This window comes from Thiomonas sp. 13-64-67, from assembly GCF_002282795.1.
GTDB lineage: Bacteria > Pseudomonadota > Gammaproteobacteria > Burkholderiales > Burkholderiaceae_C > Thiomonas > Thiomonas arsenitoxydans.
This window is the reverse complement of the sequence record NZ_NCKP01000001.1, coordinates 46,887-70,257: the sequence shown is the minus strand read 5'-3', so window position 1 is coordinate 70,257 and position 23,371 is coordinate 46,887. Positions and strand designations below refer to the sequence as shown.

23 protein-coding genes and 1 riboswitch are annotated in these 23,371 nt (G+C 66.2%); of the genes, 15 read left to right on the top strand and 8 right to left on the bottom strand.

Translation table 11 applies throughout. The features are described 5' to 3' along the window. Nucleotides 1-17 precede the first annotated feature (17 nt). Nucleotides 18-87, bottom strand: a riboswitch (Fluoride riboswitch). Nucleotides 88-265: 178 nt separating this feature from the next. Continuing rightward, nucleotides 266-1,699, top strand: a complete 1,434-nt coding sequence (gene fumC, locus B7X30_RS00340) for a class II fumarate hydratase (RefSeq protein ID WP_286728511.1) — start codon at nt 266-268, stop codon at nt 1,697-1,699. 8 nt (nt 1,700-1,707) lie between these two features. On the opposite strand, the gene B7X30_RS00335 is transcribed toward fumC, so the two are convergent. The 4 genes from B7X30_RS00335 to B7X30_RS00320 form a co-directional block, all read right to left on the bottom strand. Next, nucleotides 1,708-2,505, bottom strand: a complete 798-nt coding sequence (locus B7X30_RS00335) for a GNAT family N-acetyltransferase (protein WP_286728510.1) — start codon at nt 2,503-2,505, stop codon at nt 1,708-1,710. A gap of 194 nt (nt 2,506-2,699) precedes the next feature. Continuing rightward, nucleotides 2,700-3,215, bottom strand: a complete 516-nt coding sequence (locus B7X30_RS00330) for a SixA phosphatase family protein (protein ID WP_013123313.1) — start codon at nt 3,213-3,215, stop codon at nt 2,700-2,702. Between the two features lie 101 nt (nt 3,216-3,316). Next, nucleotides 3,317-4,216, bottom strand: a complete 900-nt coding sequence (locus B7X30_RS00325; protein WP_286728509.1) for an AEC family transporter — start codon at nt 4,214-4,216, stop codon at nt 3,317-3,319. A gap of 61 nt (nt 4,217-4,277) precedes the next feature. Continuing rightward, entirely contained in the window at nt 4,278-5,615 is a 1,338-nt protein-coding gene (locus B7X30_RS00320) for a hemolysin family protein (RefSeq protein ID WP_286728508.1), read from the bottom strand. Between the two features lie 379 nt (nt 5,616-5,994). Here B7X30_RS00320 and B7X30_RS00315 point away from each other — a divergent pair, with 379 nt between their 5' ends. Both B7X30_RS00315 and B7X30_RS00310 read left to right on the top strand, forming a co-directional pair. After that, entirely contained in the window at nt 5,995-7,164 is a 1,170-nt protein-coding gene (locus B7X30_RS00315; RefSeq protein ID WP_286728507.1) for a cystathionine beta-lyase, read from the top strand. Nucleotides 7,165-7,231: 67 nt separating this feature from the next. Continuing rightward, the gene (locus B7X30_RS00310; protein ID WP_286728506.1) at nt 7,232-7,813 is read left to right on the top strand and encodes a glycine zipper 2TM domain-containing protein; all 582 of its coding nucleotides are present in this window, start codon (nt 7,232-7,234) and stop codon (nt 7,811-7,813) included. Between the two features lie 29 nt (nt 7,814-7,842). Here B7X30_RS00310 and serB read toward each other — a convergent pair whose 3' ends face one another. Together serB and mfd are read right to left on the bottom strand one after the other, a co-directional pair. Beyond that, complete coding sequence (gene serB, locus B7X30_RS00305; protein ID WP_286728505.1) at nt 7,843-8,724, bottom strand: phosphoserine phosphatase SerB; 882 nt, start codon at nt 8,722-8,724, stop codon at nt 7,843-7,845. A gap of 65 nt (nt 8,725-8,789) precedes the next feature. Continuing rightward, complete coding sequence (gene mfd / locus B7X30_RS00300) at nt 8,790-12,272, bottom strand: transcription-repair coupling factor (protein WP_286728504.1); 3,483 nt, start codon at nt 12,270-12,272, stop codon at nt 8,790-8,792. A gap of 91 nt (nt 12,273-12,363) precedes the next feature. On the opposite strand from mfd, the gene ispD reads away from it, so the two are divergent. From ispD to B7X30_RS00265, 7 genes are all read left to right on the top strand, one after another. Then, on the top strand, nt 12,364-13,053 hold the full coding sequence (ispD, locus tag B7X30_RS00295; RefSeq protein WP_286728503.1) for a 2-C-methyl-D-erythritol 4-phosphate cytidylyltransferase: 690 nt from the start codon (nt 12,364-12,366) through the stop codon (nt 13,051-13,053). Further along, nucleotides 13,050-13,532 carry a 2-C-methyl-D-erythritol 2,4-cyclodiphosphate synthase gene (gene ispF, locus B7X30_RS00290; protein WP_013123306.1) on the top strand — a complete coding sequence of 161 codons (483 nt, stop codon included), beginning with the start codon at nt 13,050-13,052 and terminating at the stop codon, nt 13,530-13,532. The genes ispD and ispF overlap by 4 nt, the downstream gene beginning before the upstream one ends. Nucleotides 13,533-13,559: 27 nt before the next feature. Beyond that, complete coding sequence (locus tag B7X30_RS00285) at nt 13,560-14,024, top strand: DUF192 domain-containing protein (RefSeq protein WP_286728502.1); 465 nt, start codon at nt 13,560-13,562, stop codon at nt 14,022-14,024. 113 nt (nt 14,025-14,137) lie between these two features. Further along, complete coding sequence (locus B7X30_RS00280; protein WP_286728501.1) at nt 14,138-14,503, top strand: hypothetical protein; 366 nt, start codon at nt 14,138-14,140, stop codon at nt 14,501-14,503. After that, nucleotides 14,500-14,733, top strand: coding sequence for a hypothetical protein (locus tag B7X30_RS00275; protein ID WP_141130569.1), 234 nt, complete (start codon nt 14,500-14,502; stop codon nt 14,731-14,733). Before B7X30_RS00280 ends, B7X30_RS00275 begins: the two co-directional genes overlap by 4 nt. A 14-nt stretch (nt 14,734-14,747) precedes the next feature. After that, on the top strand, nt 14,748-16,439 hold the full coding sequence (locus B7X30_RS00270; RefSeq protein ID WP_286728499.1) for a DUF1800 domain-containing protein: 1,692 nt from the start codon (nt 14,748-14,750) through the stop codon (nt 16,437-16,439). A gap of 91 nt (nt 16,440-16,530) precedes the next feature. Continuing rightward, nucleotides 16,531-17,745, top strand: coding sequence for a DUF1501 domain-containing protein (locus B7X30_RS00265; protein ID WP_286728498.1), 1,215 nt, complete (start codon nt 16,531-16,533; stop codon nt 17,743-17,745). Nucleotides 17,746-17,814: 69 nt separating this feature from the next. Here B7X30_RS00265 and B7X30_RS00260 read toward each other — a convergent pair whose 3' ends face one another. Then, complete coding sequence (locus B7X30_RS00260; RefSeq protein WP_156055143.1) at nt 17,815-18,396, bottom strand: superoxide dismutase; 582 nt, start codon at nt 18,394-18,396, stop codon at nt 17,815-17,817. Nucleotides 18,397-18,470: 74 nt separating this feature from the next. Further along, nucleotides 18,471-19,844: an exodeoxyribonuclease VII large subunit gene (xseA, locus tag B7X30_RS00255; RefSeq protein WP_286728497.1), complete on the bottom strand. Its 1,374-nt coding sequence runs from the start codon at nt 19,842-19,844 to the stop codon at nt 18,471-18,473. 395 nt (nt 19,845-20,239) lie between these two features. Between xseA and B7X30_RS00250 the strand changes: the two genes are divergently transcribed. From B7X30_RS00250 to kdsB, 5 genes are read left to right on the top strand one after another with little or no spacing between them, the layout of a single operon-like run. Then, entirely contained in the window at nt 20,240-20,860 is a 621-nt protein-coding gene (locus tag B7X30_RS00250) for a MotA/TolQ/ExbB proton channel family protein (protein WP_013106061.1), read from the top strand. Between the two features lie 33 nt (nt 20,861-20,893). Next, a complete protein-coding gene (locus B7X30_RS00245; RefSeq protein WP_013106060.1) occupies nt 20,894-21,313 on the top strand; it encodes an ExbD/TolR family protein in 420 nt (139 codons plus the stop codon). Continuing rightward, a complete protein-coding gene (gene lpxK, locus B7X30_RS00240; protein ID WP_286728496.1) occupies nt 21,313-22,359 on the top strand; it encodes a tetraacyldisaccharide 4'-kinase in 1,047 nt (348 codons plus the stop codon). Before B7X30_RS00245 ends, lpxK begins: the two co-directional genes overlap by 1 nt. Then, nucleotides 22,340-22,561, top strand: coding sequence for a Trm112 family protein (locus B7X30_RS00235; RefSeq protein WP_013106058.1), 222 nt, complete (start codon nt 22,340-22,342; stop codon nt 22,559-22,561). The genes lpxK and B7X30_RS00235 overlap by 20 nt, the downstream gene beginning before the upstream one ends. A gap of 2 nt (nt 22,562-22,563) precedes the next feature. Next, nucleotides 22,564-23,343 (top strand): 3-deoxy-manno-octulosonate cytidylyltransferase, encoded by a 780-nt coding sequence (kdsB, locus tag B7X30_RS00230; RefSeq protein ID WP_286728495.1) that lies wholly within the window; start codon nt 22,564-22,566, stop codon nt 23,341-23,343. Nucleotides 23,344-23,371 lie beyond the last annotated feature (28 nt).

Here is a 23,371-nt window from a genome sequence, read left to right as displayed (position 1 = left end):
AGCGATTGCAAGGCTTGCGGCAGGTAGGAGTCATTAGCTTGGGGGCAGCCCCACGCGGTTTTGGCGAACTCCATCGCCTTAATAGTTGCTGTGCAGTCTAGGAGTTCAAACCGAAAAGGGTCAAGCTGACATCCGTTTCAAAACGCAAATCGGACGACCAAACTTTACCCCAGCGAGATGGCTGAATGATGCGGTCACAAGCTCGCCACTGGCAATGCTGGGCCGCAGGCGCTACAAACTTAGAAATACACGCGGGAGACGACGCATGAACCGTAACGGCAACACCACACAGCAATTGATCGAACCCAGCGAGGGCAACCGCATCGAGACCGACTCGTTCGGTCCCATCGAAGTCTCCGAGGCGCATCTGTGGGGCGCGCAGACGCAGCGTTCGCTGCAGCATTTCGCCATATCCACCGAGCAGATGCCGCGCGAGTTCATCCGCGCCCTGGCGCTGGTCAAGCGGGCCTGCGCTGGGGTGAATGCCGAGTTGGGCAAACTCGATCTGCGCACCGCGCAGGCCATTATCGAGGCGGCCGACGAGGTCATTGCCGAACGCTATCCCGACGAGTTTCCGCTGGCGGTCTGGCAGACCGGCTCGGGCACGCAGACCAATATGAACATGAACGAGGTGCTGGCCAACCGCGCCTCGGTGCTGCTGGGCGCAGGCGTGGGTCTGGCGCGCGGCGTGCATCCCAACGATCAGGTCAATATGGGGCAGTCGTCGAATGACATTTTCCCCACGGCCATGCATGTGGCCGCCGCTGCGCAGACCGTGCAATATCTGCTGCCCGCACTCATCGCCCTGCGCACCACCCTGCAGACCAAGGCGGAATCTTTCGCCGACATCGTCAAAATCGGCCGCACCCATTTGCAGGACGCCACGCCTCTCACCCTCGGGCAGGAATTTTCGGGCTACGTCGCCCAACTCGATCTGGCAAGGCGCGCCGTCGACGCCGCGCTGGGGCCGGTCTATGCACTGGCCGTGGGTGGCACCGCGGTGGGCACCGGGCTCAACACCCATGCGTCGTTCGGCGTGCGCGTGGCCACCGAGTTGGCGCGGCAGACCGGGCTGCCGTTCACCAGCGCCGAGAACAAGTTCGCCGCGCTCGCCGGGCACGAGGCGCTGGTGTTCCTGCACGGCGCGCTCAAAACGCTGGCGACGGCGCTGATGAAGATCGCCAATGATGTGCGTTGGCTGGCGTCTGGGCCGCGCAGCGGATTGGGCGAGATTCGCATTCCCGAGAACGAGCCGGGCAGTTCCATCATGCCGGGCAAGGTCAACCCCACGCAGTGCGAGGCGCTCACCATGGTGTGCGCGCAGGTGTTCGGCAACGATGTGGCGATCAATATCGGCGGGGCTTCCGGCAACTTCGAGCTCAATGTATTCAAGCCGCTGATCGCGCACAACGTGCTGCAAAGCCTGCGGCTGCTGGCCGATGCGATGAACAGCTTCGATCATCATCTGGCGCGCGGCATCGAGGCCGACCGGGCGCGCATCACCGAGTTGATGCAGCGTTCGCTGATGCTTGTTACCGCGCTGGCGCCGCACATCGGCTACGACCAGGCGGCGGCCATTGCCAAGTCGGCCCACCACAGCGGCAGCACCCTGCGCGAAGCAGCGCTGGCCTCGGGGCTTGTGAGTGCGGAAGACTACGACCGCTGGGTGCGGCCGCAGGACATGGTGAGAACCAGTTGACGCGGCGCTTACTCGCCGAGGAAATGCCGCGCGTAGCGCCGGTTGACCTGGCTCAGACGCAGCAGTAAGGCGAAATCGGCCACGCCGAAGTCCGGGTCCCAAGCGGGCGCGCCGCACACTTTGGCGCCGACACGCAGATAACCCTTGAGCAGCGGTGGCGGCTCTACTGCGAGGTCTTGCCGCAGGTGCTGCACCGGCAGGGCGAGACGCGGGTGCACCCGGTCTTCGATCGCGGCCAGATGGCTTTTCTGCAGTTGCGCCCAGAGGCTGGCGGCGGTGTGTCCGCCGCAGTGCATCGACATGCTGGCGCAGCCGATCAGGGCATCGAGCCCGTGGCGTTGCATATAGGTGGCGATGCCGCCCCACAGCGCCATGATGACGGCGCCGGTGCGATAGTCGCGGTGCACACACGAGCGACCGATTTCGAGCAGGCGGGGCTTGAGGTGATACAGGCGGGTGAGATCGAATTCGGTTTCGGTGTAGAGCGTACCCACGCGCTTGGCCTGATGCGGCGGCAGGGCGCGGTAGGTGCCGATCAGGCGTCCGTCGCCGTCGCGTACCAGCAGGTGGTCGCAGTAGGCGTCGAACAGATCGATGTCGAGGCCGGGCTCGGGCGTTTTGATCTGCGCGCCCATTTCTTCGACGAACACCTTGTAGCGTAGGCGCTGCGCCTCGCGCACTTCATCGCCATGACGCGCCCAGGCAACGCTGAGACTCTGCGAGGCTTGTCCGGCTGCGGCGTTCAGGCCCGCCGCGTTGTGCTCAGTGCGCCTGTCCAGCGGACGCGCGTGTTCGTCGTCGAACATGGTCTTTCCTCCATATCGGATAGGAGCCCCCAGGGCAGGGCTAGGCCCAGCCCGCCCCCCGTGGGGGTCAAGAAAACTTGGGTCGGCCCTGCGTTTTCTTGAGTGAAAGATAAGAACGCGCCGTGACAGTTCAGTGAAGGTCTCGTGAATTTGGTGTGACAGTGCAAGCAAGCTGACGAGTTGTGAGCAGGGCCTCAATCGCCCAGCAAATCCGGGCTGACGCAGGCGCGCAGACTGCGCTGGATGCCGACTTCGCGGCTGCGTTCCACCGCCCAGAGCAGGCCGCTTTTGCGCAATGAGAACTGCTGGTCGCAGCCGGTGATCCAGTAAAGCCCGGCGCGGCCGAGGATGGGTTGATGGCCCACGAGCACCAGCGCACCGCCTTCGCGCGGAAATTCGGACACGACCGAGAGCAGTTCCTCCATCGACGATTCCGGGCGCAGGCGCAGGTCGATCACCGGATAGTCGTTGAGATGCTGCGCAGTCTGGCGCGCTCGCTGGGCGGGGCTGGAAATCACCGTCCAGGGTTTGGGCAACTGCGATTTGATCCACCCGGCGACCTGGGCCGCGTCGCGTCGGCCTTGCTTGGTGAGGTTGCGGCGCAGATCGACCTCGTCGCCCTGCGCTGAGCCCGCGGCGTCTTCGGCCTCGGCGTGTCTCCAGAAAATAACGTGGAAATTCGGCATGTTAGACAGGGAAGTGAGTGTCATTTCAATCCTTGAAGGATACATGGCAAAAATGTCATCTCACTGTAAACCACACTGAAACACTCAGTATGCGTTACATCACAAGGCTCAAAATCGGAAATAAATCAATGCTGCATCACGGCGAGAAAGACCGGAATGGAGAAGGCGCCGAGTACGGTGGACAGGCTGACCAGGCCGGCCACGTAGGGGCCGTCACCGCCCATGCGGGCCGCCAGCACGTAGGCGCTCGACGCTGTGGGCATGGCGGCGAACAGCACCAGCACCAAGGCCTGCAGCGGCGGCAGTGCAAACGCCCAAGCCAGCGCCATCGCAGACAGGGGCAGCAGCAGGTGCCGGATGCTCAAAAACCACAGGCCCACCGGCAATTCCCGGTGCAGGCCGCGCCATTGCAGACCGGCGCCCACGGTCATCAGCCCTAGTGCGATGGAGGCATGGCCGAGCCGATCCAGCGCGGGCACGATGGGCTCGGGCAGCGACAGGCCGAGGCTGTGTACCGTCAGCCCGGCGACGGTGGCGATGAGCAGGGGGGTGCGCAACAGTTCGCGCCAGACATTGCTTTGCGCATGACGCGCCAGGGCCCACACCGCCGCGACATTGCACAGCGGCACCCCCACGGCGATGAGCACCGCGACCAAAGACACCGCGGGCGGGCCGCCCACCCGATCGGCGACGGCCAGGGCAATGTAGGAATTGAAGCGAAAGGCGGTCTGCACGCCGCTGGCCACGCAACGCCGGTCGGCCTTGCGCGACCAGAAGGCCAGATACGACAGGCCGATGCCGATGAGCAGCATGGCCGCCCCGGCGATGACGAAGTCCCGCGTGTCGCCCAGACTGGCATGGCCGCGGCTGGTGGTGGAAAACAGCAGCGCCGGAAACAGCACGAAATACACCAGCCGTTCCACCCCGTCCCACACGTTGCGGTTGAGCGCGGTGAAGCGCACGAGCAGCAGCCCCAGCACGATCAGGATGAAGTCCGGCAGCAGGAGCAGGGCGTCGTGCAGCATGGGGTGGGGTCAGAGGCAGCACAGGTGCGGCAGCCCACGACGGCGGGAGCCGCACCTATTTTCAAAGCCGCGAGTCGCGTCCTTCGCCGGGATCGGAGAATTCGTCTGCGGCTTCGGTGGGGCGGCGCTGCACCAGCACCTTGTCGATGCGCTTGCCGTCCATATCGACGATCTCGAAAGTCCAGTCGCCCCAGTGCACGATGTCGCCAGTGGCTGGCAGGCGTGCGAGCAGTAGCATGAGCATGCCCGATAGGGTGTTGTAGCGCTGCTTTTCCTCGTCGGGCAGACGGGCCAGGCCCAGGCGGGTCTTGAGGTCTTCCACGGTGATGAGGCCGTCCATCAGCCAAGAGCCGTCTTCGCGCTGTATCGCCCAAGGTTCTTCGGACGGATGCGACTTGAACTCGCCTGCAATGGCCTCCATCAAGTCCTGCACGGTCACGATGCCCATGGTCTGGCCGTATTCGTCGATCACCACGGCGGTGTGTTCGGGACTCTGGCGGAAGGTCTGCAGCAGCTCCAGCCCGGTCAGGCTTTCGGGCACGAAGGTCGCGGGTACGGCGGCCTTGCTCAGATCGTCGATACCCTCGCGGCGGATGAAACGGCCCAGCAAATCCTTGGTCGAGACGATGCCGACCACTTCCTCCAGCCCGCGTTTGACCAGCGGAAAGCGCGAATGAGTCGACTGCGCGATTTTGTTCAGGTTTTCGCTCAGCGGCTGATCGACGTCGAGATATTCGATCTCGTTGCGCGGCGTCATCAGCGAGGCGATCTGCCGGTCGTCAAGGCGGAACACATTGCGCACCATCTCGTGCTCCTGCTCCTCGATCACCCCGGCGTCCGAGCCTTCTTCGAGCACCTCGTTGATCTCGGCCTCGGTCATCTGCGGCATGGTGTTGTGGCGCACGCGTAGCAAGGTCAGCAGCAGGTCGGTGGAAATGGACAGCAGCTTGACGAAGGGCGCCGCGCCGCGGGCGATCCAGGTCATGGGCCGCGCCATCACCATGGCGATGCGCTCGGGCGCGAGTTGCCCCAGCCGCTTGGGCACCAGCTCGCCAATGACGATGGAGGCGAAGGTGATGATCAGCACCACGATGGCCGTGGCCGACACCCCGGCAAACTTGGGCAGCAGACCCAGCGAGATCAGCCAGTTGGCCACCGGCTCGGAAAACGCCGCCTCGCCCAAAATACCGTTGAGCACACTGATGGAGGTGATGCCGATCTGCACCGTGGACAGCAAGCGCGTGGGCTGCTCGGACAGATGCAGCGCGGTGCGGGCGTTTTCATTGCCGGCCTCCGCCAGCGCGGTCAGGCGAGCACGGCGCGCCGTGACCAGCGCGATCTCCGACATGGCGAACAGACCATTGAGCAGAATCAGACCGAACAGAATCAGCACTTCCATGACGGGCGCTCCAGAGCGGACGAAACACGGAAAAAAGCAGTCGCCTGTGCTGCGGCCCAGCGAAGATGCAAAGAGGCACCGGGCAAGATCGGGCAGGCGGGGCGGCGGGTGCGCAAGGGCTGCGCAGAGCGCTGGGCGGTGGTTGCAAACCCGGCACAGAGCTTAGGGAACAAAGGGCCGGGTAACAAAGACGCAGGGTCAGGATCCAAGGAGTGGGTGTCGGAGCGGGCTGGCATTCGGCCTATGCTTCACGTTGGTTTGCGCCGCGGGCTTATCGCCTACGCAAACCCGCAAAACAAGATCCAAACATCGCGGAGCCCATTCCATGTCGAGTCAACAAGAGCCCCAATTAGACCAAAAACCCCAGTCGCCCTCCGAAATGCAACATTTGTCCACCCGTTTGCAACATCACCCGTATCAACCTCCAGCCGGTTTTGGTGCGGTGGAGCCCGGCGTGCACCATGCCTCCACCGTGATCTTCCCGGATGTGGCGACGATGCGCGCGCGCGACTGGCGCAGCAAGGCCGGCTATACCTACGGGCTGCACGGCACCCCCACAACGTTCATCCTGGAAGAGCGTCTGGCCGCGCTCGATGGCGGGCGCCACTGCGTGCTCTGCCCCTCGGGTCTTTCGGCCATCGCCTTGGTCGATCTCGCTTTGTTGAAGCAAGGCGACACGGTGCTGTTGCCGGGCAATGTGTACGGCCCGAGCCGCGAACTGGCCGAGCGCTTTCTCGGGGCCTGGGGCATTCAGCACCAAATCTACGAAGCCACTTGCACCCCTGAAGAACTCGCCAAGCTGATCACGCCGCAAACCAAGCTCCTCTGGCTGGAAGCGCCCGGTTCGGTCACGATGGAAATGCCCGATCTGCGCGGACTCATTGCCGTGGCACGGCAGCACGGCATCCTCACCGCCATCGACGCCACTTGGGCTGCCGGCATCGCGCTGCAGCCCTTCGATCTCGGCGTGGATGTGGTGATGCAGGCCCTTACCAAATACCAAAGCGGGGGCGCCGACCTGCTCATGGGCAGCGTGACCACCCGCGACGATGCCCTGCACGAACGCCTGCTGCTCACCCACATGCGGCTCGGCCTGGGCGTGGGCGCGGACGACGTCGCCCGCGTGCTGCGCGGTCTGCATACCCTGCCGCTGCGCTATGCCGCGCACGACGCCAGCGCGCGGCGCATCGCGTTGTGGATGCAAGACCAGCCCCAGGTGGCGCAGGTGCTCCACCCGGCGCTGCCCGGCAGCCCCGGCCACGCGCACTGGCAGCGCGACTGCACCGCCGCAGCCGGGCTGTTCAGCGTGGTGTTCGATGCGCGCTACACCTCCGCTCAGGTCGATGCCTTCGTCGACGCCTTGCAGCTCTTCAAGATCGGCTACTCCTGGGGCGGCCCGGTGAGCCTGGCCGTGCCCTACGACGTGCAGGCCATGCGTCCGGCGGGACGCTGGCCGCACCAAGGCGGCCTGGTGCGCCTGGCCATCGGCCTCGAAGACCCGCAAGACCTGATCGACGACTTGCGGCAGGCGATGCAACAAATGTTCTGAACGTTGTCACCCAACAGCGCCCAAAATCCGTTGAGGCTCCATAACCTAACTTTACGGGGAACCCATCATGTTTCGGCCAAGTCTGTTGATGAGCGGCGCAGTGTTGTTGTCATTACTGGGTGGTTGCGCTGTCGTGCCGCCGTCCTATTCCACGGCGTATGCGCCTGCGCAGCAGCCGAGCGATCAGCAACCTGTTTATCAGCAGCCGGGCTACGCACCGTATGCCCAGCCGGGGTATGCCGGGGCTTATGCGTCGGCGCCGCCCGAGTATGCGCAGCAACCGGCCTATGTGCAGCAGCCTGCCTACGCGGCGCAGCCGGGCTACGCACCCGCGCCGGTGGCGCAATCGGCTTTGCCGGGCGCGGCGCTGGGGGCGGTGGCTGGCGGGCTGATCGGTTCGCGCTTCGGCGCGGGCAACGGCCGCACGGCCATGGCCGCCACGGGCGCGGCGCTGGGCGCTGTGGTGGGGGCCAATGCGGCCAATCCCTATGCCACGCAGATCACGCCGGGTACGGTGATCGGCGGGGTGGTCGGTGGGCTGGTGGGATCACGCTTCGGCCACGGCAATGGCAAGACGGCGGCGGCGGCGCTGGGCGCGGCCGTGGGGGCGATGGCGGGATCGCAGTATCCGGCAGTCAGCCTGCCGTGATGCTGCCGTAATGCTGCTTTGAGGCCCGTTTATTCGAACCAGTGCAGCAGACTGTCGAGGCCGCCATGGTCGATGGCGGCGGTGGCGGCTTCGCGCACCTTGGGTTTGGCGTGGTAAGCCACGCTGAAGCCCACCGCGTTCATCATGGGCAGGTCGTTAGCGCCGTCGCCGATCACCAGCACTTCGCCGGGATCGCAGCCCAGATCGTCGCAGAAGGCGAGCACGGCCTTTTTCTTGGCTTCGCCGTCGATGATGTCGCCGATGAGTGTGCCGTCGAGCGCCTCGCCCTTCACGCCCAGCACATTGGCGGCAACGCGGTCGAAGCCTAGGCGCTGTTTGAGCCGGTCGGTGAAGTGGGTGAAGCCGCCGGTGACGAGCTGGGTTTTCAGTCCGGCGGCCTTGGCGGCGGCCAGCAGGGTTTCGGCGCCGGGGTTCAGGAGCAGGGTGTCGGTGTAGAGCTTGTCGAGTGAGGCAAGCGGCACCCCGGAGAGCAGGGCCACGCGCTGGCGCAGGCTGGTGGCGTAGTCGGCGATCTCGCCGCGCATGGCGGCCGCGGTGATGGCGGCGATCTCGTCTTTCTTGCCGACGGCGGCGCCGATTTCATCGACGGTCTCGATGTTGATCAGCGTGGAGTCCATGTCCATCGCCAGCAGCTTGAAATCACCCAGATGCAACCCGGCGGGCACAATGGCCCAGTCGATATGGTGCTCGCGGCAATAGGCATCGAGTGCGCGGCGCATGCCGGGCCCGGCGCTGCGGATGTCGCGCAGGCGCGCGCCGTTATGGCCGCGGTTGGGGCCGTGGTCGTCGGCAAATTTTTCCAGACTGATCGGTGCGGCGATGTGGCAGAGATGATCGTGGTTTTCTTGCGAGATCGGGGCGGTGTGGCGCTGAATGACGAGGTGGTACATGGTGTGTGCGTGTGCGGATGCGATAGGGCTGTTGGGAGGTTTGCGTCGGACTTTACGCCAGCGCCTCAGGCAATCGCCACCTCGGTCCGCGGCGCGCCGAGTTGCTTGAGGGTGTCGCGGATGAGCTGGGCGCGCTGCATGGCGTCTTTGGTCGGGCGTTCGATGCGCAGTCGGTCGTTGCCGGTGAGCTTGATGTGGCGGTTCTTCTGGATGAGGTCGATGATGCGGGCGGCGTCTACCGGGGCGTCCTTGCGGAAGTGCAGGATGGCCACTTCTTCGGCCGCATCGATCTTGGTGATGCCGTAGCCCTGCGCGATTAGCCGCAGACGGTGCGTGTCCACCAGCGCCTGCGCGGGCGGCGGCAGGCGGCCGAAGCGATCGACGATTTCCTCGGCCACGCTGTCGAGTTGGGCGCTGGTAGTGGCGCTGGCCAGACGCTTGTAGAGCGAAAGCCGGGCATGCACGTCGCCGCAATAGTCGTTGGGCAGCAGGGCGGGCACATGCAGATTGATCTCGGTGGTCACGCCCAGCGGGTTGAGCAGGTCGGGCTCGCGGCCTGCGCGCAGCGCCTTCACGGCCTCGCTCAGCATGTCGTTGTAGAGCTGGAAGCCGATCTCCTGCATATTGCCCGATTGCTGCTCGCCAAGCACTTCGCCGGCGCCGCGAATCTCCAGGTCGTGCATGGCCAGATAGAAGCCCGAGCCCAGTTCTTCCATCTGTTGAATGGCTTCGAGCCGCTGTCCGGCCTGCTTGGTCAGGCTCTGCACATCGGGCACCAGTAGATAGGCGTAGGCCTGGTGATGCGAACGCCCGACGCGGCCGCGCAACTGGTGCAGCTGCGCCAGGCCGAACTTGTCGGCCCGCGCCATGACGATGGTGTTGGCGCTGGGCACGTCGATGCCGGTTTCGATAATGGTGGTGCACAGCAGAATATTGAAGCGCTGGGCGTGGAAGTCGCGCATCACCCGCTCCAGATCCCGCTCGTGCATCTGGCCGTGGGCGATTTCGATGCGCGCTTCGGGCACCAGTTCTTCGAGCTGACGACGGCGGTTTTCGATGGTCTCGACTTCGTTGTGCAGGAAGTACACCTGACCGCCGCGCTTGATTTCGCGCAGGATGGCCTCGCGCATCACCGCGCCGCTTTCGCTGCGCACGAAGGTCTTGATCGCCAGCCGCTTCTGCGGCGCGGTGGCGATAACGCTCAGATCGCGCAGCCCTTCGAGCGCCATGCCCAGGGTGCGGGGAATGGGTGTGGCGGTGAGGGTGAGCAAATCGACCGAGGCGCGCAACGCCTTAAGCGCCTCTTTGTGGCGCACGCCGAAGCGGTGCTCCTCATCGACGATGACCAAGCCGAGCCGGTCGAACTTGACCGTGGGCGACAGCAGCTTATGGGTGCCGATGACGATGTCCACCGTGCCGCGCGCCAGGCCGTCGAGCGCGGCGCTGATCTCCTTGGTGCTGCGAAAGCGCGACATCTCGGCAATGCGCACCGGCCAGTCGGCGAAGCGGTTGCGGAAGGTCTCGCAGTGCTGCTCGGCGAGCAGGGTGGTGGGGGCGAGCACGGCCACCTGCTTGCCGCCCATCACCGCCACGAACGCGGCGCGCAGCGCGACTTCGGTCTTGCCGAAGCCGACGTCGCCGCAGACCAGGCGATCCATCGGCTTGGGGGAGATCATGTCCTGCACCACCGCATGGATGGCCGCGGCCTGATCGGGCGTCTCCTCGAAACCGAAACTCGCGGCGAAGGCTTCATAGTCCTGCGGCGAGTAGCGGAAGGCATGGCCCTGATGCGCGGCGCGGCGGGCGTAGATGTTGAGCAGCTCGGCGGCGGCGTCGCGTACCTGTTCGGCGGCTTTGCGCCGGGCCTTGTCCCACTGGCCTGAGCCGAGGGTGTGCAGCGGCGCGTCTTCCTGCGCCGCGCCGCTGTAGCGGCCGATGAGATGCAGTTGCGACACAGGCACGTACAGCACCGCATCGTTCGCATAGACCAGATGCAGGAATTCGGCCGGGCCGTCGCCCAGATCGAGCTCGGCCAGGCCCTGATAGCGGCCGATGCCGTGGTTGGCATGCACCACCGGGTCGCCGGGCTGCAGCTCGGCCAGGTCGTGGATCAGGGCATCGACATTGCTGGCCTGCTCTTGTTTGCGGCGCCTGCGCTGGGCCGGGTTGAGGGCGAACAGCTCGGTCTCGGTGAGCACGGCCAAGCGGTCGGCGGGCAGCGCGAAGCCCCGCGCCAGCGGTCCGACGGCCAGGGCGAAGCCGGTGGTGCCCTGTACGAATTCGTCCCAGCTTTCCGCAGGCTGGGCCGACAAGCCGGACTCCTGCAGCAGTTCGCGCAGGGTTTCACGACGTCCGGCGGATTCGGCCAGCAGCAGCGCGCGCCGGTGTTGCGGGCGGCCCTCTTCCAGCCATTGCGCCAGGCGCGCGAGCGGGCGGGTGGCGCGGCGGTCGGCGCTGATGTCGGGCAGCTCGGCGCTGGAGGGTTTGTCGGTCTGCGGCGCATCGGCCTTGGGCCGCAGCGCAAGCTGGGCGAGGGGCTTGATGCGGCTGAAAAACGCTTCTTCACTGAGGAAGAGCTGGTCGGGAGCGAGGGCTGGGCGCTCCGGATCGTGCCGCAACAGACGGTGGCGCTCCTGGGTATCGGCCCAGAACTTCTGGATGGCGGTGGAAATGTCCCCATGCAGCACCACGCGGGTACGTTCGCCCAGATAGTCGGGCAGAGTGGCGGTGTGCTCGAAGAACAGCGGCAGGTAGTACTCGATGCCGGGCCCGGCTACGCCGCTTCCCATGTCTTTGTAGAGCGGGCTGCGGCTGGGGTCGCCCTCGAACACCTCGCGCCAGCGGGCGCGAAAGCGCTTCTGCGCCGCATCGTCGAGCGGAAATTCGCGGCCCGGCAGCAGCCGCACCTCCTTGACCGGGTAGAGGCTGCGCTGGGTGTCGGGGTCGAAGGCCTGGATGGCGTCGATGGTGTCGCCGAACAGGTCCACGCGGTAGGGCACGGGCGAGCCCATGGGATGCAGGTCGATGAGACCGCCGCGCACCGCGTATTCGCCCGGGGCCATCACCTGGCTGACGTGGTTGTACCCGGCCAGAACCAGCTGGGCGCGCAGCGCGGCTTCGTTGAGCGCCTCGCCCTGGCGGAAATCGAAGGTGTAGGCCGCGAGGAACTCGGGCGGGGCCAGCCGCTGGATGGCGGTATTGGCCGGGGCGATGACCACGTCGATCTGCTGGTTGTGGATGGCCCAGAGGGTGGCCAGCCGCTCGGAGATCAAATCCTGGTGCGGCGAAAAGCTGTCGTAAGGCAGGGTTTCCCAGTCGGGCAGCAAGCCGACGCGCAACTGCGGGGCGAACCACTGCAACTCGCCGAGCAGGCGCTGGGCATCGGCTGCGCCTGCGGTGACGACGAGCCAAGGCGCGGCTTCATCGCGCGGCGCGCACAACTCGGCCAGCAGCAGGGCATCGGCACTTCCGGCGGGAAGCGGCCAGCTCACACGCTGGCCGGGCTTGAGCGCGGGCACTTGGGCGCGCAGGGCATGGACAATAGACATTGTTCAAATTTTCGCCCAAAGTCGTGGGCGCCCGTGTGTCTTGATGCAAATACCGCCCGCCTCCCCCGCCCGACCCTCCCGTTGCCATGCCGTGATTCCGAGCGCCGGCAGCGGTTCGCGCCTGCCTGGCGATGCGCCCAAGCAATACCGGCGTCTGCTGGGCGAGTCGGTGGTGCAGCACACGGTGCGGGCTATTCTGCAGACGCCGCGCATCGCCTCGGTATCGGTGGTGGTGCAGGAGGGCGACGTTTGGGCGGCCGACGCCCTGCAGCCCGATCCCCGGCTGCATCTGTTGCCACGCGGCGGCGCGACTCGGGCGCACAGCGTGCTCGGCGGGCTGGAGGCCTTGCTCGCTTCCGGCGCCGACGTGAGCGACTGGGCGCTGGTGCACGACGCCGCGCGCTGCTGCATCACCCCCGAGCTGATCGACCGCCTGATCGATGCCTGCCTGGAGGATGACGTCGGCGGCCTGCTGGCGCTGCCCCTGCCCGATACCCTCAAGGCCGCCGATTCCGCAGGCCGCGTGGCCTGCACCGAGCCGCGCGAGGGCCGTTGGCTGGCACAGACGCCGCAGATGTTTCGCATCGGCGCGCTGCGCGAGGCGCTGCGGGCGGCGATCATTGTCAACGCGCCACCTACGGACGAATCCGGTGCGATGGAGCGCCAGGGCGCGCGACCGCTGCTCGTGCCTGGCGCGTCGTGGAATTTCAAGATCACCTATTCCCCCGACCTCGAACTCGCGCAGGCCTTGCTCGCCGCGCGCGCAGGAGTATCGACATGACGCAAATCCGCATCGGCGAGGGCTATGACGTCCACGCTCTCGTTCCCGGCCGCAAACTCATCATCGGCGGCGTGACCATCCCCCATCCCCTCGGCCTGCTCGGCCATTCCGATGCCGACGTGTTGCTGCACGCCATCACCGATGCCTTGCTGGGCGCGGCCGGGCTGGGCGACATCGGCCAGCATTTCCCCGATACCGACGCGCGCTACCAGGGCGCAGATTCGGGCGAACTGCTGCGGCAGGCGCGCCAGAGCGTGCTGGCACAAGGCTGGGCGATCAGCAATGTGGACTGCACCGTGATCGCGCAGGCGCCCAAGCTCGCGCCCTACCGCGACGCCATCCGCCAGCGCATCGCCGCGCTGCTGGAACTGGACGCGGCGCAGGTCAACGTCAAAGGCAAGACCACCGAGCGTCTGGGCTTTGTCGGCCGGGGCGAAGGCATCGCCGCCAGCGCGGTGTGCCTGCTGCAGCGCGATTGACGAACGCCACCGAACAAGGACCGAACCATGCACAAGTCTCGTTTCATTCACCGCATCGCCTTGGCTTTTGTACTGGCGAGTTCCAGCGCGGCCTGGGCCGCGCAGCCCGAGGTCAATACCGGCCTGCCGCTCGTGCAGCTAAAGATCGGCGGCCATACCCTCACCGCCGAAGTGGCCTCTACCCCCGAGCAGCAGCAGACCGGGCTGATGAACCGCCGCAGTCTGCCCGCGAATCGCGGCATGGTGTTCGTGTTCGCCGAGTCTCAGCCGGTGTGCATGTGGATGAAAAACACGCTCATTCCCCTGTCGGTCGCCTTCATCACCACGGACGGCCGCATTGTCAACCTCGCCGACATGCAGCCCCAGACCGAAGACGTGCACTGCGGCCAGACCGATGTGCGCTATGCGCTGGAAACCCCGCTGCACTGGTTTGCGCAGCACGGCATCCGGCCGGGGGCGCGCGTGCTGGGGCTGCCCGCACCAAGCCGCTGACGCGATACAAGCGGTGACAACTGCGTGCGGTGCAGTTGTCACCGGGCAGGCAGGACTTTCGTTGATTCGACACGGCCGCCATTGTTCTTGTCGAATTTCAAAGGAAGTCCATCATGCACTCTTTTCTGCATCATTCTCAAGAAAACGCCGGGCACTGGAAGCCGTTGGCGCTCGGTATGCTGGCTGCCAGCGCCTTGCTCACTGCACCGCTGGCCATGGCCGAAACACCCTGGCAGGCCGCCCATCCGGCGCGTGCCGAAGTGCTCCAACGCGCCAATCATCTCGATCAGCGCATTGCCTACGCAAGATGGACCGGCGCCCTCACGCCCTGGCGGGCCGCCACGCTGCAACATCAGGTGGCGCAGGTGCGCTGGCGGCAGGACGTGCTGGCGCGAGCCCAGGGCGGCGCGCTGGTGCGTTCCCAGTATTGGGCGCTGAACCGTCAGGAAGACGCCATCAGCCGGGAGATCACACCATGACGCGCGCCATGAAAGTCTTGGGGCGCGTCGCACGCTCGCGCCGCCTGCAACTGGTTTCAGTGGCGGTCGCAGGGAGTCTGCTGCTCGGCGGGTGTTATGTGGCGCCGCTTGCCCCGGCGCGGGTTTCGGGGGCGGTGATCGTGCGGCCGGAAGGCGGCGGCTGTTGGCACCCCGGCTGGCGCGGCCCTTATGGCGCTTGGCATCCGGGCCATTGGGGCGTGTGCGGCTGAACGGAGCGCTGATCATGGAACATTGTTTGCACGCTGCCGGGCGGCTTTCGCGCCGCCGTTTCATCGGGGGGGTTGGCGTTGCGGGGCTGGGCTTGTGGGGTTTGTCGCCGGCTGCGCTTTCACAAACCTTGCAGACCGCAAGCGAGGCTGGCCCTGCTGCGCTGGACGCCGCTGCGCAGGCCGATCCGGTGACCTTTCTCGACCGGGTGAGCTGGGGCGCCAGCGCGGAGCAACTGCAGGCGTTGTCCCGCCTGGGCGCCACGGCCTATCTGGACCTGCAACTGCGCGTTCAGCCCGGTGCCGCGCTGCCATCCGAGCTGGCGGCGCGGCTTGCCGCCTTGCCGGTGAATCAGCCGCTTCAAGCGCTCATTCCGCCCATCGTGCGTGAACAACGCGCTTTGTTCCAGGCCCGCAAGAATGACCCGCAGGCCGCTGCCGATACCGAGGCCCGGCTGAAGGCGCTCAACCGCTTCAAGTATGCGCTGGCGCAACAGGCCGCGGCGCAACAGGTGTGGCTCGGTCTGTACGCCCCCAATGCCCTGCAGCAGCGGCTGAGCTGGTTCTGGCTGAATCATTTCAATGTGTTCCGTGGGGGCAATATCGGCCCGATGATGGGCGATTACACCCAGCGCATCATCGCTCCGCACGCGCTGGGGCGCTTTCGCGATTTGCTGCGCGCCACGATGTTTTCGCCGCAGATGCTCCTTTACTTGAACAACGCGCAAAACGCCCGCGGCCATGTGAACGAAAACTATGCGCGCGAAGTCATGGAGTTGCACACCCTGGGCGTGGGCAGCGGCTACACCCAGACCGATGTGACCAACCTCGCCCGCGCACTCACCGGCCTGGGCGTCGACCTGATGGATCAGCCCGTGCGGGTGCGCCCGGCCCTGCGCGCTGATGTGTGGCGGCAGGGGTTGGTGGTGTTCAACCCCGCGCGGCACGACCCCGACCCCAAGACGGTGCTGGGCTACACCCTGCAAGGCCACGGCCTGGAAGAGATCGACGAGGTCATCACCCTGCTGGCCGACCACCCCGCCACCGCGCGGCACGTCAGCACGCAACTGGCGCAGTACTTCGTCGCCGATCCCGCTCCGCCCGCTCTGGTCGATGTCATGGTGCGGCGCTGGCAGACCAGCGGCGGGCAGATCGCCGAAGTGCTGCGCGCGATGTTCACCAGCGCGGCATTCGCCGCCAGTCTGGGCCAGCCGCAGTTCAAAGACCCGATGCGCTATGTGCTGTCGGCGCTGCGCGCCAGCTTGGGCGACGAACCGATCCGCAACCCGCAGCCGGTGCTCGGCATGCTGGCCCGCCTGGGCGAGCCGCTGTTCGGGCGCCAGACGCCCGACGGCTACCCGCTGAACGCCAGCGCCTGGGACGGCTCGGGCCAGCTCACCGCGCGCTTCGAAGTGGCGCGGCAGATCGGCAGTGGCGCGCCGGCGATGTTCGAGCCGCCGCCTGCCTTCCTGCGGCAGAGCGCGCCGCTGGTGACCGCAGAACCTGACGAAGCAATGGCCGCGATGACGGCTCCCCAAACCGCGGCCAAGCCGCCCCTCCGTCCCCCGCCCGATCTCGCGCGCAGCCCGGTCTATCTCGCCCAGCAAAACCAGCTCAGCATCCCCACCTTGCGCGCGCTGGCGCAGGCCGACAACCGCCTGCGCTGGAACACGCTGTGGCTCTCATCGCCCGAATTCATGAACGCGTGAATGCCCCCCGAAGCCTCGCCGCACTCGGCTCTCCCCCCAGGGGCGAGAAATTCTTGGTGCGGCCCGGTGAATTGCTCAGGAGAAAATTGCCATGCAACGCCGCCATTTCTTGCAAACCGCCACCGCCGCCGCGCTGGCCACGCCGATGACCCGCCTGTGGGCCGCGCCCGCAGCACAGGGGCAGCCCAAGTTCGTGCTGGTGTTCCTGCGCGGCGCGTATGACGCCACCAATCTGCTCGTGCCCCATGCCAACGGCTTCTATTACGAGTCGCGCCCGCATATCGCCGTTCCCCGGCCGGGCGAGGGCGCCGACGCGTCCATCGCGCTGAATGCCGACTGGGCGCTGCATCCGGCGCTGCGCGAATCCCTGCTGCCGCTGTGGCAGGCCGGGCAACTGGCTTTCGTGCCCTTTGCCGGCACGCGCGACCTGACCCGCAGCCACTTCGAAACGCAAGATCACATCGAACTCGGCCAGGGCTCGCAGACGCGCAATTTCAACGACGGCTTTCTCAATCGTCTGGTGCAGCAGCTCGGCGCGCGCGCCCAGCCCATGGCCTTTACCGCGCAGCTGCCGCTTTCGCTGCGCGGCGCCCAGCGCGTGCCCAATCTCGCCATCGCCCAAGCCGGGCACACCGGCATAGACGACCGCCAGCGCGCGCTGATCGAAAGCATGTGGAACGGCTCGTCGCAGGGCGCGGCGGTGCGTGAAGGCTTCGCCGTGCACCAGACCGTCGCCGACGATATGCAGGCCTCCGGCTGGCAGGCCGAGATGGTGGCCGCCAGCCGCGGCGCGGTCGCGCCCAAGGGCTTCGTCGCGGAAGCCGTGCGCATCGGCGGATTGATGCGCGACAGCTTCAACGTCGGCTTCATCGACGTGGGCGGCTGGGACACGCATGTCAACGAAGCCACCGACAACGGCGCCAAAGGCCAGCTTGCCGACAAACTCGCCGCGCTCGGCCAGGGGCTGGCCGGCATGGCGCAGGCGCTGGGCCCGGCCTGGCAGCAGACCACTGTGGTCGTACTCAGCGAGTTTGGCCGCACCTTCCGCGAAAACGGCAATCGCGGCACCGATCACGGCCACGGCACGGTGTACTGGGTGTTGGGCGGCGCAGTGCGGGGCGGGCGCATCGCGGGTGAGCAGATCGTGCAATCGCCCTCTACCCTCAACCAGAACCGCGACGACCCGGTGCTGACCGACTACCGCGACTTGCTCGGCGGCCTGTTCCAGCGGCAGTGGGGGCTCAGGCCATCGCAAATTCAGACCATTTTTCCGGGGGCACGGCCAGTCGATCTGCGGCTGGTGTGAGGCGCGCGGCAGCGGGCAAAAAGAAAAGCCCGCACTGCGGGCTTTTCTGCGACACGTATTTGGGCGCGATCAGCCGAAGTTCTTTTCGGCGAAGTCCCAGTTGGCCAGGTGGTCGAGGAAGGTGGTGACAAAGTCGGGGCGACGGTTGCGGAAGTCGATGTAGTAGGCATGTTCCCACACGTCGATGGTCAGCAGGGCCTTGTCGGCGGTGGTCAGCGGGGTCTGACCGTTGGCGGTGTTGACAATGTCCACGCTGCCGTCGGCCTTTTTCACCAGCCAGGTCCAGCCCGAGCCGAAGTTGCCGACGGCGGATTTGTGAAAGGCTTCCTTGAACGCGGCGTAGCTGCCCCATTTGGCGTTGATGGCCGCAGCCAGCGCGCCCTTGGGTTCACCGCCGCCGCCCGCTTTCAGACAGTTCCAGAAGAAGGTGTGGTTCCACACCTGGGCGCTGTTGTTGAACAGGCCGCCGCTGGATTTTTTGATGATGTCTTCCAGCGACATGTTCTCGAACTCGGTGCCCTTGATCAGGTTGTTGGTGTTATTGACATAGGCCTGATGGTGCTTGCCGTGGTGGTATTCCAGCGTTTCACGCGACATATGCGGGGCGAGCGCGTCGGGGGCAAAGGGCAGGGGGGGGAGTTCGTGTTGCATGGGCTTCTCCTTGAGTGAGTGGCGGTTGCATAAATCAAACCAAGGGCATTCTAGGAACAGCCGTTTGACTTTGCTCAAACGGGTGGGATGTCCGCTTCGAGAGGATGGGGCTGCGCGTCGATGTGGCCGATGTCGATCCGCACCGCGCGTTGCGCGTCGGCCAGCAGCAAGGGCTGCTGTGGCGCGAGTTGCGTGAGGTCGCGCAGCACTTGGCCGTTCGCGTTCATGCCCAGCAGGTAGCCGCGCGCGAGGGTGGCGCGCGGGCTGAGGAGTTGCAGGTGCTGCGCGGCCCGGTCAAGGCGGAGCTGGCTGTTGGAAATCTGGCGCGACAGCGCTTCTGGCAGGCTGCGCTCGCATCGGTTCAGGCGCTCGCGTTCCCGGGGCGCGCGCTGGCGCAGCGCATGGGCCAAGCGGTGCTGTAAGAGTTGCAGCCGTTGCGCATGCAGCCTCGGCTGGTCGTTCAAGGCCTGCCGCAGTCGCCACTGCAACTGCGCGAGGTGGCGCTGCGGTGCGGCCAGCAGCGCGGCAGGTTGCGGCCAGCGCAGGGCGAGGCGGTCGCAGCGCTGCTGTTCGCGCTGCAGATGGCGGCTGAGTGCACTGCTGGCGCGGTGCGCGGTATGGGTGAGCGCGTCGAGCAACGCGGCCTGGGCGGGCACGCCGAGTTCGGCGGCGGCGGTGGGGGTGGGCGCACGCAGATCGGCGACGAAATCGGCCAGGGTGAAGTCGGTTTCGTGGCCCACGCCGCTGATCACCGGCAGGGTGCTGGCGGCAATCGCCCGGGTCAGCGCCTCGTCGTTGAAGGCCCAGAGATCGTCGAGACTGCCGCCGCCGCGTACCAGCAGAATGAGATCGACTTCGCGCCGCGCCTGTGCGCGCTGCAGGGCGGCGAGCAGCTCGCCGGGCGCCGCGGCCCCCTGCACGCTGGCGGGATAGACCACGACGCGCACATGGGGGCTGCGCCGCCGCAGGGTGGTGAGCACGTCGCGCAGGGCTGCGGCCTGTAGCGAGGTGATCACGCCCACGGCTTGCGGCAGGGCCGGCAGCGGGCGTTTGCGCTCGGGGTCGAACAGGCCCTCGATCTGCAGTTTGGCCTTGAGGCGCAAAAACGCTTCGAGCAGCGCGCCTTCGCCGTCGTGCTGCACGCTCTCAACAATGAGCTGCAGGTCGCCGCGGGGTTCGTAAATCGCCACGGTGGCGCGCAGCCGCACGCTCATGCCGTCGCGCAGCGCGGTGGCGGCAGAGCCTGCGCGCTGGCGGAACCAGACGCAGCGCAGTTGCGCCGTGCCGTCCTTGAGGTTGAAGTACTGGTGGCCGCTCGCGGCCCGAACCAGGCCCGAGATTTCGCCACGCACGCTCAGGCTGTTGAAGCGGGCGTTGAGGGCATCCGAGAAGGCCTGAACCAGAGCAGAAACTGTCCACACCAGGACGCCGTTAGTTGAAGTTTTCAAGGTGGATATCGAGTCGCCAGGTGCGAAACGTCAAGAGGATGTGCACACTTTGCCTGCAGATGCTTTCGCCGCCAGAATGCGCCCGAAGGTAACGTGCTTGCATGCCAAGTTATTGAAAAACAATGAGAAGTTATTGATTAAAAAAGCGTCACATTAAGCCGGGCGCTTGATTTTGCGCGATTTGGCGCCGCCGTTCAGCGCTTTCCCACAGAGTTGTCCACAGAAAGGCGGGATAACTTTCGAAGCCCGCGATCTTGACTCTTGACCGGCGCCCGCTGTTTCATTGTCCGCGACTTCTCTGACCCGGCATAATGCGGCGCTGAAGGCTGGGCGTGACGGGTTGGACACGCACGGAGACTGATTGTGCAGCGCAAAGACGCAAAGGAAAAAGACCCATGTTGCAGATGGTGGAAGCCGCAGGCTGGCCGATCTGGCCGTTGATTCTGTGCTCGATTGTGGCCCTCGCGGTGATTTTCGAACGGCTGGCCTCGCTGCGTCGCGCCCGCATTCTGCCGACCAAATTGCTGGACGAGGCGCTGAATGTGTCGGCCAAGCAACTGCCGGCGGCCGATGTGATCGACAAGCTCGAACAGAACTCGCCGCTGGGCGCCGTGCTGGCCAGCGGGTTCCGCTCGGTGGCGCGGCCGCATGCCAGCGCGGCGGGGCTGCAGGAAGACTTGGAAAACGCCGGGAGGAATCAGGTCTATCGGCTGCAGAAGTATCTCAACGCGCTGGCCACCGTGGCCTCTGCGGCGCCTTTGCTCGGTCTGCTGGGTACGGTGGTGGGCATGATCGAGATTTTCGGCTCGCAGTCCACCGCCGGAACCGATCCGACGGTGCTGGCGCATGGCATTTCGGTGGCGCTCTACAACACGGCGCTTGGGCTGATCGTGGCGGTGCCCTCGCTGATTTTCTACCGTTACTTCCGCAGCCGCGTGGACGACTACACGGTCGAACTCGAGCAGGCCGCGCGGCGTCTGGCCACGCATCTGCAAAGCTATCTGCCGCGCCGCTGAAATGAACCGCGCCTCCGACCTGCGCCGCTTGCCATGAATTTCAAACGCCAGACCACGGAAGACCCCGAGGTCAACCTCATTCCGCTGATCGATGTGTTGCTGGTCATCCTGATTTTTCTGATGATCAGCACCACCTATTCCAAGTTCACCGAGCTGAAGATCACCCTGCCCACGGCCGACGCCGAGAAGTTGCAGAACCATCCTCAGGAAATCATCGTGGCCGTGAGCAGCGGCGGCGAGTACGCGGTGAACAAGCAGTTGCTCCCCAGCCGCACCGTGAGTGCGCTGACCCAGTCGCTGCTCGACGCCTCCAAAGGCAAGGCCGACACCATGGTGGTGATCAGCGCCGACGCCCAGGCCACGCAGCAATCGGTGGTGAATGTGATGGAGGCCGCGCGCGCCGCAGGCTTGAGCCGCCTGACCTTCGCCACGCAGAAGTCTCCCGGTTCCTGATGGCGCAACCCGCTGGGCCGAGCGGCTGGCCGGACTGGTGGCTGCGCCGCAGCCTGCTGAGTTGGGCGCTGTGGCCGCTCTCCCGGTTGTTCGCGCTGCTGAGCGCCGGGCGCCGCAGCCTGTATCGCGCGGGTGTGCTGCGTGCTGAACGCGTGGGCGTGCCGGTGGTCGTGGTGGGCAACCTCACCGTGGGCGGCGCGGGCAAGACGCCGCTGATCGCCGAGCTGGCGCGCGGCTTGCAGCAGGCGGGCTGGCGGCCGGGCATCGTTTCTCGCGGGTATGGTCGCCGCTCAGCCGACGACGCTCCATTGCGGGTGGACGCGCAGAGCGATCCGGCAGAGTGTGGCGACGAGCCCGTGCTGCTGGCCCGGTTGACGGGCTGCCCGGTGATGGTCGGACGGCGGCGCGCTCAGGCCGCGCTCGCCCTGCGGGCCGCCTGGCCCGATGTGGATGTGATTCTGAGCGACGATGGCCTGCAGCATCTGGCGCTGGCTCGCGATGTCGAACTGGTGGTGGTCGATCAGCGACTTTGGGGCAATGGCTGGCTGTTGCCCGCCGGGCCGCTGCGCGAATCGCCCGGCAGACGGCGCGACGCTACGCTCGGCCCCGAGGCGGCGCTGCGGCAGGTGTCCGGCGGGGGGCGGCACTTCGCGCTGGTGCGCAGTCTGGGCGACATCACGCATCTGGTTAGTGGGCAAACGCTCAGTGCTGCGCAGTTCGTGCAGCGTTTTGGTGCAAAACCGCTGGGCGCGGTGGCCGGAATCGGCCACCCGGGGCAGTTTTTTGCCATGCTGCAAGCTCTCGGGCTGACGGTGCAGACCCGGGCGCTGGGCGACCATCAGCCTCTGAGCACCGATGCACTGGCCGGTCTGCCGCCAGACGGCCCCATTCTGCTGACGGAAAAGGACGCCATAAAATCGGCCCATCTGCCGCCTGTTTTGCGCGAGCGTTTCTGGGTTGTCGGCCTGCGGCTGCAACTGCCCGCCGACTTGCTGCCCTGGTTGCACCAACAATTGGAGAAAGCCCGTGGACTCCCGACTTCTTGACCTGCTCGTCTGCCCCATCTGCAAAGGGTCGCTGCAATTCGACGCCGCCGCGCAGGAGCTGATCTGCCCGCGCGACAAGCTGGCTTACCCGGTGCGCGACGACATTCCGCTGATGCTGGTCGATCTCGCCCGCGACATGACCCTGCCCGCCGACGCAACGCCGAGTCCGTCCCACGCCGCCACTGCCGAACCGGCGGCCTGAGCATGGCGGCTGCGTTCTGGGTGCTCATACCGGCCCGGCTGGCTTCCACGCGCCTGCCCAACAAGCCCCTGGCGGACATTGCCGGGGCGCCGATGGTGGTGCGCGTGGCGCAGCGCGTGGCGCATAGCGGCGCGCAGGAAGTGGTGGTGGCCTGTGACAGCCCGTTGATTGCGCAGGCCTGTGCGGCGCACGGCGTTCGCGCCGTTCTCACCCGCGAAGATCACGCCAGCGGCACCGACCGGCTGGCCGAGGCCGCCGATTCGCTGGGTTTGCCCGAAGACGCCATCTTGGTCAATGTGCAGGGCGACGAGCCGCTGATCGACCCCAAGTTGCCCGCGGCCTGCGCGGCCTTGCTGCAGCGCACTCCGCAAATCCCGATGGCGACCTGCGCGCATGCCATCACCGAATCGGCCGAGATTTTCAACCCGAATGTGGTGAAAGTCGTGCTCGATGCGCAGGGCAGGGCCCTGTATTTTTCGCGCGCGCCGATTCCGTGGCAGCGCGACGCCTACGCGGCGGGTTCAGGCGGATGGACGATGCAGGGGCAGCCCCCGCATCCGGTCTATCGTCACATCGGGCTGTACGCCTATCGCCACCGTTTTCTGCGCGATTACGCCAAGTTGGCCCCGGCGCCGCTGGAACAGGCCGAAGCGCTGGAGCAATTGCGCGTACTCTGGCACGGGCACTCCATTGCGGTGCATGTGACCGAACAGGCGCCCGGCCCCGGTGTCGACACGCTGGCCGATCTGGAGCGCGTGCGGGTGATGTGGCTTGAGCGCTGAACAGGACGCCGAGTCAGCGTCGTGGCAG